Here is a 14,553-nt window from a genome sequence, read left to right as displayed (position 1 = left end):
CCAGCCTCTGTTGCACCAAGATTGTTCGGCGCGCTGGTCGGATCACTCTTGGGGCGCGGCCTGGGAGTACCGGCGTTGCCACTGCGGCAGCAGTCGCCACAGCTGTCCGCCGACGACGAAGGCGATCACCGAGACCAGGTAGACGAGCGGCGTCCAGGAGCCGCCGACCGTGGCGCTTGTCGCGCCGTCGCGGAGGGTGATGGTGGCCTCGTTGATCACGTAGCGCACGCCGGGCCAGTGGAAGTCTCCGGTGGCATGGGGTTTGGCGGCGCGGACGCCGGTGATGAAGGCGGCCTTCCCGGCCACTGCGAGAAGTCCGGCGATCACATGCACCATGATCAGCCAGATGGCGCCCATGGTGTAGGAGGGCCGCGGACCGTGCTCCCCGTACTCGGCGGCCAGGTAGCCGGCGGCAAGGGTCCGCAGGTTCCCCAGTCGGCGGATGGCCTCGGCGGTACCGACGTCGGCCGCCGCGGCGTGCAGGTTGGCCCGCGTCTCGCGTCGCTTGGCGCGCTTGGACCGAAGGGGCAGGTTGTCGAGGTGTGAGTCGAGGGTCCACACGGCGCGTTCGATGCGCAGCCGGTCGCCCAGGGCCAGCTCTGAGTCACTCGTGCGGTTCATATCAGCTCTCCTCGGAGGGCGGGGCGGGTTCGGCGGGTACGGGACGGGACAGCACCGGGGTGACCAGCTCGGCCAGGGACAGCCAGTTGCGCGCGCCTTCGGCCAGCGCCCGGTACCCCTCCTCGGTGGGGCGGTAGTACTTGCGGGCGGGGCCCGAACGGGATGCGACCAGCCGGGCGCTGATCCGGCCTTCCCGCTCCAGACGGGCCAATGCCGGGTACACGGTGCCGTCCGTGATCTCGGACAGTCCGGTCACTCGCAGACGCTGCACCAGTTCGTAGCCGTAGGACTCTCGTTCGGCGACGAGCCGCAGAAGCAGGAGCGACAGGACGCCCTTGAGGAGTTGGGGGTCTGGTGTCGATGTCACGGTATTAAGCTAAGGCCAGTACCTGGCAATGTCTAGTAGCCCCGCGACCGTGCTCGCCACCAGCCGTACGACTGCGTGACACCGAACACCACTCACTGCGGGAGATCGCCTACCGGCTCGTGATCCGCATCTATCCGCATCTATCAAGAAGCACGGCCGGGCGTTTTCGCTGCTCCTGGCTCGCGCGGCCCGGCGCTCTTCGCCGAGGCAAGCGCTGCTGGGGGCGGAATCGGTCGATTGCGGCCCCCGGTGGAGGGTCGATTCATTCGCGCGAGGCGGAAACTCCGGGGCGTTCCGGAGGCAATCGATTCCGGTCCGGTCCGAAATTCCGCCTCACGCCGGTCAGCCAGCTGATCAGTCGCTTGGTTCAGTCGCTTGGTTCAGTCGCTCGGTTCAGTCCGTCAGCTGGAGTCACCGTTCGCCGTCAGGCTCACGCCCTGATGCTCCAACTGCCGACCTCGCGGTACTCCGAATCGCTCACCGCGGCCCCGTCGCCCGGCTGCAACGCGTAGTGGCGGAGGTTTCCGGCCCAGTACCGCAGGATCCGACCCAACTCCTCCGTCTTCTCCTCGGTGCTCGCGAACCCGTCCATATCCACTTCCAGCATGAATCTCATGCCTCCATGGTTTCACTGACATACCCTGTGAGACTTTTCGCAGATGTACCTGGAGAGAGTTCATCAAAGCCTCAAAGGCTGATTCACGCGATGAAGTGCGCGAGGTGCGCTCAGTCCAACGAGGGCGGCGGATGGGCGGCACCCGGGAGCCGGATCACCGCCTGCGTCCCACCACCCGGTGCCGGACGCAGTTTGACCTCGCCGCCCGCCTGCTGCACCGTGCGGGCCACGATCGACAGCCCGAGCCCCGACCCCGGCAGGGCCCGCGCCGAGGGCGAGCGCCAGAACCGTTCGAACACATGCGGAAGCTCATCTGCGCCCACACCGGGCCCGTGATCGCGCACGATCAGTTCACCCGCGGTCAGCCGTACTTCGACGACCCCGCCCGACGGGGAGAACTTCACCGCGTTGTCCAGGACGTTGACGAGGGCACGCTCCAGCGCCGACGGCTCCGCCCGTACGTACCAGGGGTCCAATCGGGTCTCGAACGACAACTCCGGTCCGCGCAACCGGGCCCGACCCAGTGCGGATTCCACGATCTCGTGCAGGGCCACCACCGTCAGTGGCTCGCTCTGCACCGCATCGGGACGTGACAGCTCCTGGAGGTCGCCGATGAGCGCCGCCAACTCCGACATCTGTGCCTTCACCGAGGCCATCAGCGCCCGACGGTCCGCCGGCGGGATCTCCCGACCGGTCTGCTCGCTGCGCGCCAGCAGTTCGATGTTCGTCCGCAGCGAGGTCAACGGGGTACGCAGTTCATGGCCCGCGTCCCCGATCAGCCGGGCCTGCCGGTCCCGCGAGGAGGCCAGCGCGGCGGTCATCGAGTTGAACGACCGCGACAGCCTGGCGATCTCGTCCTCACCCTCGACCGGAATGCGTACGGTCAGGTCTTCCGTGCGCGCCACGTGCTCGACCGCGCCGGTCAGCTGATCCACCGGCCGCAGACCGGCACGCGCCACCCACAACCCGGCCGCGCCAGCGCCGAGCACACCGACACCCGCGAGCCCGCTGAGCAGAAGGGCGAGCCGGTTCAACGAGGTGCTGATCTCATCCAGCGGTCGGGACACCGAGACCGCGAGCACCACCTGCCGTCCGTGCAGCACCTGCGCGGTGGTGTGGACCCGTACCGCGTCCCCGTCGTCGGTGGTGCTGTCGTGCAGGGTGCTCTCGCGCAGCCCCCCGGCCACGGCGATGTCCGGCGACTTGATCTTGACCGCCTTGGACCCCGACGCCACACAGCGGTTGCCCGCCGCATCGATGATCTGGAGGTAGGCGAAACGCGGATACTCCTCGGTCGCGCTGCCCTTGCTGAAGCACTGGTCCCACGCCGCCTGCACCGAACCCTCGGAGGCGACGGTGTTCTCCAGCGTGGTGTTCAACTCATCGTTCAACTGGGCCCGGGTCAGCAGCCAGCAGGCGACCGAAACCGCCGCCACGGCGATCGCGACGGCGGTCGCCACCAGCAGTGCGAGCCGGGATCTGAGCGCCAGCCCGTGGAAGCGGTCGACCAGCGAGGTCATGTCTCACCGCCGCCGGACCGCAACACGTACCCGACTCCGCGCACGGTGTGCACGAGCCGCGGCTCGCCGCCGGCCTCGGTCTTCCGCCGTAGATACATCACGTAGACGTCCAGTGAATTGGAGCTGGGTTCGAAGTCGAAGCCCCAGACGGACTTGAGGATCTGTTCCCGGGTCAGCACCTGCCGGGGATGGGCCAGCAGGAGTTCCAACAGGGTGAACTCGGTACGCGTCAGATCCACCGCGCGGGTGCCGCGGTGCACCTCGCGGGTCGCCAGGTCCATCCGCAGATCGCCGAAGTACAGCACGTCATGACCCCCGTCCTGCTCGGCGTCGGGCGGGGCCTGGTAGGCGCTGCGCCGCAGCAGTGCGCGAATGCGGGCGAAGAGTTCGTCCAACTCGAACGGCTTCACCAGATAGTCGTCCGCGCCCGCGTCGAGCCCCGTCACCCGGTCGCCGACGGTGTCCCTGGCGGTCAGCATCAGGATCGGCACGGTCGATCCGGCACCGCGGATGCGTCGCGCGGCCGTCAGCCCGTCCATCCTCGGCATCTGGATGTCGAGGATGATCAGATCGGGTGCGTACGACTCCGTCTTCGCCAATGCATCGAGGCCGTCGACGGCCACTTCGGTGCCGTAGCCCTCGAAGGCGAGGGAGCGCTGCAAAGCCTCGCGCACGGCCGGTTCGTCATCGACGATGAGGATGCGTTCGCCGTCACGGGGGATCGTCATGGGGTCAGCCTTGCACGCACTCAGATGCTCTCGCCGGACCGCAGGTCGCCCAGTACACCCTTCATGGTGTTCACGGGGATGGCGAAGCCGAGTCCGACACTGCCGGCCGCGGAACCGTTCGCCGCGCTCGGTGCGTACATGGCCGAGTTGATGCCGATGATCTCGCCGCGCATATTGATCAGCGCGCCACCCGAGTTGCCCGGGTTGAGGGAGGCGTCCGTCTGGATGGCCTTGTAGGTGGTCTTGGAGTCACCGGTGTCGCCGTTGAACTCCTGGCCGCCGAACTCGAACGGCCACTCCTGCTGCTGGCTCTCGCGCTCCTTGCCGACAGTGACGTCGCGATCGAGCGCCGAGACGATACCGCTGGTCACGGTCCCGGTCAGTCCCTCGGGGGAACCGATCGCCACCACGTCTTCGCCGACCCTGAGCTTGCTGGAGTCACCGAGTGCGGCGGGCTTGAGCCCGCTGGCCCCCTTGATCTTGATCAGTGCGAGGTCCTTGCTGGCGTCGGTCCCGGTGACCTCGGCCTCGTAGGACTTGCCATCACTGAGCTGCACCTTGACCGCAGCCGCGCCCGAGACCACGTGATTGTTGGTGATGACCTCGCCGTCCTCGGAGATGATCACCCCCGAGCCGGTGGACGCGCCCGCCCCCGTGTTCGCGGCGATCTCGACGATGCTCGGCGACACGGCCTGGGCGACACCGGCGACGGTCCCCGCACTGCTGGTGGACACGGTGGTGCCGCTCACTCCCTGGCTTGCCGGGGCGCTCTGCTGGCCGGTGACTCCGTCCAACAGGGTGGCCGCCCCGCCACCGATGGCCGCCGCGGCGATCGCGACGGCGACGATCAGCGCAACGGGTCGCCGCGCACGACGGTGCTGCTGGGGCTCGGGGGGCTGGGGCGGGAACGGGGGCCAGGAGGAGTGGGGCGGAGTCTGAGGGAAGTCCGTCATGTCATTGACTGTCGCCGCCGTAGATGAGAGGAGTCTGAGTCCCCGCTGAGAAGGGGCGAAGAACCCCGTATGCCCGAGATAAAGGTCCGGCCGACCCCGAGTACTCCTCCGGTTGAGGCCCTGGCCGATCGCCGTTCCCGGTGGGCGGCCCATGGGTACGGTTTCGGTGTCGACTCACCGAACGGAGATGCCAGCATGTCCGGTGGCACTGACGAACACATCGGCGCGCGCATCGCGTCCTACCGCAAGCTCAGTGGGTACACCCAGCGTGGATTCGCCGAGGCCGCCTATCTCTCGCTCGGGGCGGTCCGCAAGGTCGAGCGGGGCGAGCGTCTGCCCACACAGGGCTTCTTGATCGCAGCCTCGCGCGCACTGCATGTGGCCGTGGAGGAGCTGACGGGGCAGCCGTACCGTGGTGAGAACCGCTCCGACGAGCGCGTTCACGCCCCGATCCAGGGAATTCGCGCTGCGGTCAGGCGCTACGACCTTCCTGCGGACTGGTACTCGCATCCCAGGCCGATGCGCGAACTGACCGCGGACGTCCGTACTGCCTCGGCCCACCGTGCCGGTGCCCGCTATGGCCGTCTCGGCACCATGCTCCCGGGGCTGCTCGAAGAGCTGACGGCTGCGGTCCAGCTCAACTCAGGCGAACCACAGCGCACCTCTGCCCGGCTCCTGGCCTCCTCGTACTACATGGCGCACGGCCTGGCCTATCGACTCGGATACTCCGACCTGATCGGGCAACTGGAGGACCGAATGCGCTGGGCAGCGGGCCTCTCCGGAGATCCGCTGACGCGCGCCCTGGCCGAGTGGACACACTCCTACTCCTTCGACGCCCACGGTGACTACGCGGGCGGTCTGCGTGTTCTCGCCGCCGCGCGGCAGGAGTTGGAAGAGGACGACCCGAGCCGGACGCCGGAGCGCCTCACGATGCTGGGGAGTCTGCATCTGCGGGAGTCCACCATCGCCTCCCTCGCCCGGGACGGCGATGCAGCAGCGCACCACATCGACGCGGCGTCCCGGCTTGCCACGGAACTCCCCGGAGACAGCGATCACCTGCACAACCACATGACGTTCGGCCCGGCGAACGTCGCTGTTCACGATGTGGCGGCCTCGGTCGAGTTGAAGAACCCGACGGAAGCAGTCGGCAAGGCGGCGGGCATCCGCTTCCCGGCAGACATGGCTCGTACGCGACAGGGCCACCACTTCGTCGCCGTGGCACGTGCTCATTTCGACCTGGACCGCAGGGACGACGCGCTCAGGTATCTCCAGAAGGCACGGAAGATCGCTCCCGAACAGACGAAGTTCCATCCCACGGCCCGTGAGACGGCCCGTCTGCTGACCACGAAGTACCGACGCTCCACCGAGGAACTGCGGACCCTGACCACTTGGCTCGGCGTCAGGACGTAGGGCGAATGAGGTCACGGCCGGAAGTACCCCGACGTGGGGTACTTCCGGCCTTTGCCTGTAGGCATTCTGACGGTCAGTAGGTCAATGGTGACCGTGAGATCGCCCCCATGCGATCGCTCTGATCAAGGAGCCGTGTATGAACCCGGATGTCCCAGTACAGGAGGAAGGGCCACTCATCTGCGGAGTGCGGGCCGTGCTGCCCATGCGGCTGGTCGCGCTCATGCTGCACACCGCTCCCGATGCCGGTGATCCGATGTACATCGAGACGACGCTGAGCTGCAAACTGGAGGCGCACCCCATCGGTCTGCACTACGACCTGGTCTGGCAGTTGGACGACACGACCCGCGGGGAGATGTGGGCGGCGTGGGTGACTGAGCATCCGCCCCAGACCGTGTTGCTGCTTCCGGACTGCTCCGCGGACAACGGCGAACCCGCAGGTCTCAACGAAGCGTGCACCCTCTTCGCCTGTCATCCCGGAGTCCACAGCTTCGGCTACCGCGACCCCGAGGCGGAGGCGATCGTCGGCAGCCCCGAGCACGATCAACTCCTGGCCGAGATCAACGCCCTGTTTCCGCGGCGCCCCTGAGACGCAAAGCGCCCCGGTGGACCGTTGCGACCGGTCCACCGAGGCTGCGCCGCACAGCCTTCGAGGAGCTGAACCACGTATGCGCAATGCTATCCGCCATGCCCTGACCCGGATGCTGAACCGCTTGCTTCCGGCACGAGGGCGCCACTGTGCGCATCCGCCGCGGCCTCCGGTCCAGCCGGCCGGCCCCTGGGCGAAGCCCTGGCCCACCGCCGTCCCGGCCCATGTCGTGGAGCGACACACTCCGTTGCGGGGGGAGGACCTCCCGGCCGCCCGCCCGTACGCACCTCGTCACCGCCCCTCGCGGGCGCTGCACTACGCCTCCCACGGGCTGAGCATCACCGACCTGCGGACCATGCGAGCCGGGGCGGTCCGATGAACCACGACGGCATCACTGTTCCCGTACCACTTCCGCGCTCTGCCCACTGCTGCTCATGCGGACGTCACACCACGGCACCCATCACCATCCGCTGGAGCCCCGTCGTAGAGCACGCATGCCCCACCTGTGCACCTCATCTGCCGCCAGCGCCCAGCCCCGATGAACTCCTCACCCGTGCCATCGCTCCTTCGGGTGGATCGTCGTCGGGACAGGCCACGGCCTCTGTTCGTGCCCCTAGGGTGGCCGATCCGTGCCGAGTGAAAGAGATCATGGATGCGACCCGGTAGGTTCCAGGAATTCGTGATCGGCCTGGCCGAGGCGGATCACACCGCGATCACGGCGAAGACGCTCGCCGAGACGGGGGAGTCCTCCGTTCCCTGCGGCTTCGCGATCACGGTCGCCGATATCTCGCGCTGGGGTGTCGTCGGTCAACTCCCCGATGGCGCCAAGCACACGGACTTCGAAGACACCCCCGTCCACGGAGACCCGATCAAACCCCAGGACCCGCCGCAGGCGACCGATCCTCCCGAGCAGTGGTTGGCCGCGCTGCTCGCCCAGTCCGGCTCAGCGGAGATCGCGGAGGTCGAACGCTGGTCGACCCGAGAAGAGGCCCGCCCCGGCTACTTCGGTGTGACCGTGCGCTTCCACAACGCCGCCAGGGTGTTCGTGCGCCTTCTCTGACCCCGGACAGTTCCGGAGTCAGAGAAGGACGGCACGCAGTTGAAGACACAGGCGCCTTCTCGCTTGGACGCCTGAGAGCGGGCCGTGTGACTACTCGCATCCGCAGGATCTGCGGATCACCAGCCCCGACGGGAACTGCTTCACCCGTTCCCGGCGTGAGCCCGTCAGGCGCAGGCTTTCGTCCAGGACGAGGTCCACCGCGGCTCGGGCCATCGCCGGGCGGTCGGAGGAGACCGTGGTCAGGGGCGGGTCCGTGAGGTGGGCTTCCTTCACGTCGTCGAAGCCGGCCACAGCGAGTTCCTGCGGTACGTCGATCCGCAGTTCGCGGGCCGCCCGAAGCACGCCGAATGCCTGGTCGTCGGTGGAGCAGAAGATCGCGGGCGGTCTGTCGGGGCCCGCGAGCAGCTTGAGAGCGACCCGGTAGGCGTCGTACCGGTTGAACGGCGCCTCGAAGAGTCGACCCTCCACCGAGCGTCCGGACTCCAGCATCGCCCGGCGCCAACCCTCGACGTGGTCGGTGACCGGGTCGCCCACCGAGGGCAGGGGCTCCGGTCCGCCGAGGCACGCCACGTACTCGTAGCCGTGTTCCAACAGATGGCGCGTCGCCATCTGGGCGCCGCCGATGTCATCGGTGACGACGGCAACGTCGTCGATCGCCTCGGGCCGCTCGTGCAGCAGCACTACCCGGGCGTCCCAGGCTTCGATCTCGGCCGCGGCCTTCTCGTCGAGTCCCTGGCTCACCAGGATCAGTCCCGAGACCCGCATCCCGAGGAACGCCCGCAGATAGTGGACCTCGCGCTCACGCCGATAGTCGGAGTTCCCGACGAGCACCATCTTTCCGCGCTCGGCCGCCGCCTGCTCCACCGCGTGCGCCATCTCCGCGAAGAAGGGCTGACGGGCATCGGGAACGATCATGCCTATGAGATCGGTGCGTCGCGAAGCCATGGCTTGCGCGACCCGGTCCGGCCGGTACCCCAACTCCTTGATTGCTGCGAGCACACGCTCTCGGGTGGCCGGTGCGACCGGCCGGGGTCCGTTGTTGATGACATAGCTCACGACGGCGGTCGAAGTCCCCGCCAGTCGCGCAACGTCGTCCCGCGTCACCTTGGCCACGAGCGGAGTCTACGCGCGGTGTCCTACCTCCGGGCAGGCCGTCCGGCTGCTTCTTCAACTCCGGAGGTTTCCTCCGTTCGAGTGACCGCAGAAGCAGCGGCTTCCTCGGCCGCCCGCTCAACTTTTTCCGGTACAACGAAGCGATATCCGACATTACGTACGGTTCCGATGAGGGATTCGTGTTCCGGTCCCAGTTTTGCGCGCAGTCGCCGTACATGGACGTCGACCGTGCGGGTGCCGCCGAAGTAGTCGTAGCCCCAGACCTCCTGGAGCAACTGGGCGCGGGTGAAGACCCGGCCGGGGTGCTGCGCCAGATACTTCAGCAGCTCGAACTCCTTGAAGGTCAGATCCAGCACTCTGCCCTTGAGCTTGGCGCTGTACGTGGCCTCGTCGACGGAGAGGTCGCCGTTGCGGATCTCCATGGGGGAGTCGTCGGTGGAGATCTGCTGGCGGCCCATGGCGAGCCGCAGCCGGGCCTCGACCTCGGCCGGACCTGCCGTGTCGAGCAGTACGTCGTCGACGCCCCAGTCCGCGGTGACAGCCGCGAGCCCGCCCTCGGTGACCACGAGGATCAGGGGACAGCCGGGGCCGGTGGACCGCAGCAGTTGACACAGGGATCGCACCTGCGGCAGCTCGCGGCGGCCGTCGATGAGGATCACATCGGCGCCGGGGGTGTTCACAAGGGCTGAGCCCTCGGCCGGGGCCACGCGCACACCGTGCAGCAGCAGTCCGAGCGCGGGAAGTACTTCTGCCGATGGTTGGAGTGCATTGGTCAACAGCAGGAGTGAACTCATCGCGTCTCACCTGCCGGCTTCGTCGTTGTCTGGTGGTGCACGGTTCGCTCGCCCATAACGTCGGTTCCTCCTCGGTCCCTGCGAGGACGTATCGCGGCCCTGCTGCTTCCATATTGCGCGTGGTGCTGGTCCCGCTCCTGGTGGCGTCAGCCGTGATCCGAGCCGTGGATCACCGTTGACTCCTTGCGTTCACCTACCTGTAACAACGGCGGGAAAACGCAAAAGGACCCGGGGGCTGCATCGCCCGGGTCTCTTCCCAGCAGAATAGCCCAGATGACTTCTGAGCCAAGGGGCCGATTTCACACTGTGGATGTTCTTCAGGTCACTCACGGCTCCCGGCGTCCCGTCCTTCGTATCGCGGACGCGGTACGGATCGAGGCGTTTTACCAGCCCTGTACCGGTGGTGTGAGCCATGTCGCCGCGCGGGGCAGCGTCTGCGGCGTCGAGTTTGCGCCGTGCCGTCGAGCGTGGGGCCGTGCGACGTGCGACGGACGACATGAGCGGCAGTCGCGTACGTGATCTCGTTCTCCTCGCGCGGACACGACCATTCGGGTGGCCGCTCCCGCCTTCCCTGACCGGGGAGCGCGGCCGGATCGCACACCTACTGATCCCCGAGCCGCCGGGCCGATGGACGATGATGGACGGCGACGAGAGGAGTGGCACATGGCGGCGGGCACGATCCGCTACTGGGCCGCGGCGAAGGCGGCGGCCGGCACCGCGGAGGAGCCCTATGCGGCGGGAACGCTCGCCGAGGCCCTGGCCGTGGTGCGACAGCGGCACCCCGGCGAGTTGACCCGTGTGCTCCAACGCTGTTCGTTCCTCGTGGACGGCGCGCCCGTGGGTACCCGTGGCCATGAGACGGTACGGCTTGCCGAGGGCGGCACGGTCGAGGTGCTCCCGCCGTTCGCAGGAGGGTGAACCCCACAGCATGAGCAGTGACCAGCAGTACCCGTACGCTCCGCAGCCCGGACAGCAGGGGCAACCGTACGACCCGTACGCGCCACAGTCGCAGCAGGAGCAGCAGGGACGGGTCCAGGGGCAGTACGGCGAGAGCCCTGCTCAACAGCAGCCCTACCCCCCTGCTCAGTCGGCCCACGCCACCCATCCGCAGGCGGGGGCCGTGCAGTACCCCCAGGATCCGGCGCAGCCGTACGCACAGGGGCAGCAGCCCTATCCACAGCCGAACCCGGTCGCCTCGGCGCAGACCTGGCAGGGCGAGACGTGGGACACGACGTACCAGCCTGCGGTCCCGCCCCACGACCCGAGCGGCGCGATGCCCCCCGAGGCCGCCGAGACCGCCTACCTTCCCCCCGTACGGGACGAGCGCCCGGCACCTGCGGCGGCTGAGACCGCGTACCTCCCGCCCGTACGGGACGACAGTCCTGCTCCGGCAGCCGCCGAGACCGCTTATCTGCCGCCCGTGCGCGACGCTCGTTCCGCCGGACCCGGAGGTGGCGGGGCGCCACTGCCTCCCGAGGCAGCCCAGCGTCCGGCCGGTCCGGGCTCCCCGCGTGCGGCCGGCTCCGGACGGCGTGCCGCGCAGGCTCGACCCACTGCCGTGCCGGCACCGACCCCGGACAGCTACAGCACCCCCACCACCGGCGGAAACACCCGGATCACCGATGCCCAGCGCGCTCGGGCCGAAGGGCGTTCGCCGATCATCGCCCCCGGGATTCAGCCCGCGGCGCTGACCGCCGTACTCGGACTGCTCCTCGCCGGTGGCGCCGCCATCGGCTCCTACGGTCTGCTGTTGCCGCTCATCGCGCTCCAGGCGGTCACCGCGGCCGGTTGGTTCCGGTTGAACGGCATGTGGCCCGCGCGTCAGGGCATCGCGCTCGCGTTTGCGGGCGGGCTCGCCGCGGATGCCGCCCTGCTGTGGGCGGGACGGGAGAACGCGCTCACCGCGATCCTCGGCACACTCGGCGTCTGGGTGCTGCTCACCATCGTGCTCCAACTCCGCAGCCGTGCCGGTGCGGACGAGCGGATGTCCGGACTGATGGCGACCGTGGCATCGGCCGCGCTGGCGATCCTGGCCGCCGGGTACTTCGCGGCGTCCGACGATGCGGTGGTGGTCGGTGGCATCGCCGTCGCGGTCGCCGTGTTCGTCCGGGCGCTGCCCCTGCCGGCTGTGGCGTCCATCGGGGCGGCCCTGCTGGCGGCTGCGGGTGCCGGTGCGGTCGCAGGCCCACTGACCGACCTCGGTACGGGCGCTGCGCTGCTCGGTGTGGCGGCTGGCGGGTTGGCGCTGGTCGGTCTGCGGGTCGCGAGCTACGACTATCCTTCCCGCTTCGTCCACTTCACCGCTGGTGTGGCGCTGCCCCTGACCGCGGCTGCTCCGGCGGTCTATCTGATCGGGCGGGTCCTGGCCTAGACCTTCCGGTTCGAACAACGGAACCAAAGCCAGCGCTCATACGTCGTTCGCTCATGACAGGGCGTCGTCCGGAACCCAGCCAGTCCCTCGGGCGTCACGCGGAGGGACGAACCAGGGTGGGGGACACCGGGCCATGCGTGCAGTGCGAATACTTCTGATCATCGGCGTCATCCTCGGCGGGCTCTTCGTCGCAGCTGACCGACTCGCGCTCTCCATGGCGGAGTCGGAAGCCGCGGAGAAGATCAGGTCTTCCCAAGGGCTGCGCTCGACGCCGGAGGTATCCATCAAGGGCTTCCCCTTCCTGACGCAGGTCATGGCCAAGGAACTCGACGAGGTCGGCATCAGCCTCCAGGGGATCACCGCGACCGCCAGCGGCCGTACGGTCAATGTCACCGAGGTCAGGGCCGAGCTCGTCGAGGTGAAGATCAAGGACAACTACTCGTCCGCCGTCGCGGCACGTGCCGAGGGCTCCGCCCGGATCTCGTACGCGGATCTCGGCAAGGCCGCCCCCGCCGGTGCCAAGGTCGGTTATGCGGGTGCCGAACGGGCGGCGAAGGGGCAGGTCAAGGTCGTCGGTCCGCTGCTCGAAGTGCTGGAGGGCGCCGGTATCCAGGTGCCCCGCACCTTCGAGAGCCTGCTCAAGGGACGCGAGGCCACCGTCTACAGCACGGTCGAGTTGGAAGGCGGGAACACCGTCAAGCTCAAGGCCGACTCCCTGCCGAAGCTGCCCGTGCCGGGCTTCGACGACGAGATCCGGCGTGCCCTGGACTACGACCTGAAGATCGAGGGGATGCCCGCGGGGCTCAAGCTCGACCGGGCGGAAGTCACCGAGGACGGGCTGAAGTTCACGGGGACGGGCACGAACGTCTCCCTGGTCGGCTGAGCGCTGCTGTCGCACCACGCGAGGCCGGATGCGGCACCCGGTGCGACCGGGTTGAGAACCGGCCATCCTTGAACCCTCCCCGTGTGGTTGGTGCGGGTCGCCCACCCTGCTGTACCCGGTCGTCCACCGGCGCCCGTCGTGGTGTGCAGACACCGACGATGAGCGGCATCCGGCGCGCTGATCTGTGCGGACGACCTTGCGCGGTGCCGATACGAGGGCCCGGTATGGGGCCACGGGCCACTTCGAGCCGTGCGGTGTCGAGCCGGGTGTCGGCGGCCATCGCCCGGTGATGGCCGGGTGGAATTCGGCCGATGGATTAACCGGCCGCACTCCCTTCTCCGGGCATGCGATCGGTACTCCTACGGAATAAACATCGCACCGTGATTGCCGATGTTCTTCGTGATTGAGTTCTCCGGATATGGAAATCACCTCCGTGATTTTATCCGCCGCTTACCCGATTGCTTCTCCCTGAGTAGAGTCTCGCCTTCGATGGTCGGCCCACCGGGCTGACCTGACCACAAGGGGGAGGCGGGTCCCGCCGGCAAGCCGGGAAAGAAGCGTGCGCAGTGGAAAGTGCTCCCATGGGCTGCGGCACGCAGAATTCCCCACGTCGGGTCCAGTCGGATTAGTCCCTCTGAATTCCTATGAGGAGGAACCTGTGAAATCGCGTCTGCTCAGTGCTGCCGCCGTATCGGCCCTCGCTGTCGTGCCCCTCATGGTCTCCGCGCCTCCGGCTGCCGCGACGGTGACCGCGGTGAGTTGCAGTGTGTGGCAGGACAAGGCTGTTCCCACCAGCGGCACCAACACCAGACTCGATGTGAAGCTGTGCGTCGAGCGCAATTCGGCGGGAAACTACCGGGCCAAGGCTGACTTCGGCTGGGACTACGGCGGAAGCAACAAGTTCAACAACCTGGACCTCATTATTCGCCTGGAGAAGTTCGACGGTATCGTTCAGGAGCACATATGCGACTTCACTGCCGAGGTCAATAAGGACCCCTTCGGCTACGGATTCACCTGTATCTCGTCGTGGAAGGCGCTCTCCAGTCCGGTGACGACTGACGGAACATTCTTCTATGACATCGCCAACGACGGCGTGAGCGGCTTCGAATGGAACCTCGGGGGCAGCCCGTCCCTGTAGCCGTTCACGGGGCCGCGAGAGGGGTGGGCGGAAGGTCGGATGTCCGTCCGTCAAGGCTTCTACCGCCGTGATGTGCGGTGGCCCCGGGACCGTTCGTGGTGTCCGACCTCTGGAACCTACGACCACCCGTGCACCCCTTGTTGTTCATCCCCTTGTTGTTCATCCCCTCATGCACATCCCGTACCGCTCGTCTCAGAGGCCGGGTCACCGGTCGGCGCGGACTTCCGCGTCGGCCCGGGGCCCGGCCTTCGTGCTGTCCGGCCTGCGCGTCCGGGTGCTGCTCCCTGACGTCCGACCCCTGAGGCGAATCTTCCGCATCGTGAGACGGGTGTGTCCGCTGTGTAGAAGGTGGGCAGACACAACCCGTCGCGGGGTGCCCGAAGGTGGATTCGA

General features: G+C 67.9%; 16 protein-coding genes. 8 read left to right on the top strand and 8 right to left on the bottom strand.

Annotation, left to right across the window (positions count from 1 at the left end; translation table 11 throughout):
• Nucleotides 1–42: 42 nt before the first annotated feature.
• The 6 genes from OID54_RS17800 to OID54_RS17775 all read right to left on the bottom strand — a co-directional run bounded on the left by OID54_RS17800 (nt 43) and on the right by OID54_RS17775 (nt 4,805).
• A complete protein-coding gene (locus tag OID54_RS17800) occupies nt 43–621 on the bottom strand; it encodes a hypothetical protein (protein ID WP_329020800.1) in 579 nt (192 codons plus the stop codon).
• A 1-nt stretch (nt 622) separates the two neighbouring features.
• The gene (locus OID54_RS17795; RefSeq protein ID WP_329020797.1) at nt 623–988 is read right to left on the bottom strand and encodes a PadR family transcriptional regulator; all 366 of its coding nucleotides are present in this window, start codon (nt 986–988) and stop codon (nt 623–625) included.
• 430 nt (nt 989–1,418) lie between these two features.
• Nucleotides 1,419–1,604 (bottom strand): hypothetical protein, encoded by a 186-nt coding sequence (locus OID54_RS17790; protein ID WP_329020795.1) that lies wholly within the window; start codon nt 1,602–1,604, stop codon nt 1,419–1,421.
• Nucleotides 1,605–1,714: 110 nt separating this feature from the next.
• The gene (locus tag OID54_RS17785; protein ID WP_329020793.1) at nt 1,715–3,124 is read right to left on the bottom strand and encodes a sensor histidine kinase; all 1,410 of its coding nucleotides are present in this window, start codon (nt 3,122–3,124) and stop codon (nt 1,715–1,717) included.
• A complete protein-coding gene (locus OID54_RS17780) occupies nt 3,121–3,852 on the bottom strand; it encodes a response regulator transcription factor (RefSeq protein WP_329020791.1) in 732 nt (243 codons plus the stop codon). The genes OID54_RS17785 and OID54_RS17780 overlap by 4 nt, the downstream gene beginning before the upstream one ends.
• A 20-nt stretch (nt 3,853–3,872) precedes the next feature.
• Nucleotides 3,873–4,805, bottom strand: a complete 933-nt coding sequence (locus OID54_RS17775) for a S1C family serine protease (protein ID WP_329020790.1) — start codon at nt 4,803–4,805, stop codon at nt 3,873–3,875.
• A gap of 195 nt (nt 4,806–5,000) precedes the next feature.
• On the opposite strand from OID54_RS17775, the gene OID54_RS17770 reads away from it, so the two are divergent.
• The 4 genes from OID54_RS17770 to OID54_RS17755 all read left to right on the top strand — a co-directional run bounded on the left by OID54_RS17770 (nt 5,001) and on the right by OID54_RS17755 (nt 7,861).
• Nucleotides 5,001–6,215: a helix-turn-helix domain-containing protein gene (locus tag OID54_RS17770; protein WP_329020788.1), complete on the top strand. Its 1,215-nt coding sequence runs from the start codon at nt 5,001–5,003 to the stop codon at nt 6,213–6,215.
• A gap of 136 nt (nt 6,216–6,351) precedes the next feature.
• Entirely contained in the window at nt 6,352–6,801 is a 450-nt protein-coding gene (locus OID54_RS17765) for a hypothetical protein (RefSeq protein ID WP_329020786.1), read from the top strand.
• Nucleotides 6,802–6,880: 79 nt separating this feature from the next.
• The gene (locus OID54_RS17760) at nt 6,881–7,180 is read left to right on the top strand and encodes a hypothetical protein (RefSeq protein ID WP_329020784.1); all 300 of its coding nucleotides are present in this window, start codon (nt 6,881–6,883) and stop codon (nt 7,178–7,180) included.
• A 273-nt stretch (nt 7,181–7,453) separates the two neighbouring features.
• Nucleotides 7,454–7,861 (top strand): hypothetical protein, encoded by a 408-nt coding sequence (locus OID54_RS17755; protein ID WP_329020782.1) that lies wholly within the window; start codon nt 7,454–7,456, stop codon nt 7,859–7,861.
• Between the two features lie 90 nt (nt 7,862–7,951).
• Here the strand turns inward: OID54_RS17755 and OID54_RS17750 are convergent, their stop codons facing one another.
• Nucleotides 7,952–8,974 (bottom strand): LacI family DNA-binding transcriptional regulator, encoded by a 1,023-nt coding sequence (locus OID54_RS17750; protein WP_329020780.1) that lies wholly within the window; start codon nt 8,972–8,974, stop codon nt 7,952–7,954.
• A gap of 23 nt (nt 8,975–8,997) precedes the next feature.
• The gene (locus OID54_RS17745; protein WP_329020778.1) at nt 8,998–9,768 is read right to left on the bottom strand and encodes a response regulator transcription factor; all 771 of its coding nucleotides are present in this window, start codon (nt 9,766–9,768) and stop codon (nt 8,998–9,000) included.
• 663 nt (nt 9,769–10,431) lie between these two features.
• Between OID54_RS17745 and OID54_RS17740 the strand changes: the two genes are divergently transcribed.
• The 4 genes from OID54_RS17740 to OID54_RS17725 all read left to right on the top strand — a co-directional run bounded on the left by OID54_RS17740 (nt 10,432) and on the right by OID54_RS17725 (nt 14,160).
• Entirely contained in the window at nt 10,432–10,686 is a 255-nt protein-coding gene (locus OID54_RS17740) for a MoaD/ThiS family protein (protein ID WP_329020775.1), read from the top strand.
• A 10-nt stretch (nt 10,687–10,696) separates the two neighbouring features.
• On the top strand, nt 10,697–12,139 hold the full coding sequence (locus OID54_RS17735; protein WP_329020773.1) for a hypothetical protein: 1,443 nt from the start codon (nt 10,697–10,699) through the stop codon (nt 12,137–12,139).
• 133 nt (nt 12,140–12,272) lie between these two features.
• A complete protein-coding gene (locus OID54_RS17730) occupies nt 12,273–13,022 on the top strand; it encodes an LmeA family phospholipid-binding protein (RefSeq protein ID WP_329020771.1) in 750 nt (249 codons plus the stop codon).
• Between the two features lie 658 nt (nt 13,023–13,680).
• A complete protein-coding gene (locus OID54_RS17725) occupies nt 13,681–14,160 on the top strand; it encodes a hypothetical protein (RefSeq protein ID WP_329020769.1) in 480 nt (159 codons plus the stop codon).
• Nucleotides 14,161–14,553: the final 393 nt, after the last annotated feature.

Source organism: Streptomyces sp. NBC_00690 (assembly GCF_036226685.1).
In the GTDB taxonomy this organism is placed as follows: Bacteria; Actinomycetota; Actinomycetes; order Streptomycetales; family Streptomycetaceae; genus Streptomyces.
Note: the sequence above shows the minus strand (reverse complement) of the source record. Positions and strands in the feature narration are given on the sequence as shown.

Bases quoted from the DNA above. Each gene is read 5' to 3' on its own strand.
- OID54_RS17730 (WP_329020771.1), top strand. From the start codon at position 12,273: ATGCGTGCAGTGCGAATACTTCTGATCATCGGCGTCATCCTCGGCGGG.
- OID54_RS17800 (WP_329020800.1), bottom strand. From the start codon at position 621: ATGAACCGCACGAGTGACTCAGAGCTGGCCCTGGGCGACCGGCTGCGC.
- OID54_RS17780 (WP_329020791.1), bottom strand. From the start codon at position 3,852: ATGACGATCCCCCGTGACGGCGAACGCATCCTCATCGTCGATGACGAA.
- OID54_RS17745 (WP_329020778.1), bottom strand. From the start codon at position 9,768: ATGAGTTCACTCCTGCTGTTGACCAATGCACTCCAACCATCGGCAGAA.
- OID54_RS17760 (WP_329020784.1), top strand. From the start codon at position 6,881: ATGCGCAATGCTATCCGCCATGCCCTGACCCGGATGCTGAACCGCTTG.
- OID54_RS17740 (WP_329020775.1), top strand. From the start codon at position 10,432: ATGGCGGCGGGCACGATCCGCTACTGGGCCGCGGCGAAGGCGGCGGCC.
- OID54_RS17735 (WP_329020773.1), top strand. From the start codon at position 10,697: ATGAGCAGTGACCAGCAGTACCCGTACGCTCCGCAGCCCGGACAGCAG.
- OID54_RS17755 (WP_329020782.1), top strand. From the start codon at position 7,454: ATGCGACCCGGTAGGTTCCAGGAATTCGTGATCGGCCTGGCCGAGGCG.
- OID54_RS17785 (WP_329020793.1), bottom strand. From the start codon at position 3,124: ATGACCTCGCTGGTCGACCGCTTCCACGGGCTGGCGCTCAGATCCCGG.
- OID54_RS17775 (WP_329020790.1), bottom strand. From the start codon at position 4,805: ATGACGGACTTCCCTCAGACTCCGCCCCACTCCTCCTGGCCCCCGTTC.
- OID54_RS17770 (WP_329020788.1), top strand. From the start codon at position 5,001: ATGTCCGGTGGCACTGACGAACACATCGGCGCGCGCATCGCGTCCTAC.
- OID54_RS17765 (WP_329020786.1), top strand. From the start codon at position 6,352: ATGAACCCGGATGTCCCAGTACAGGAGGAAGGGCCACTCATCTGCGGA.
- OID54_RS17790 (WP_329020795.1), bottom strand. From the start codon at position 1,604: ATGAGATTCATGCTGGAAGTGGATATGGACGGGTTCGCGAGCACCGAG.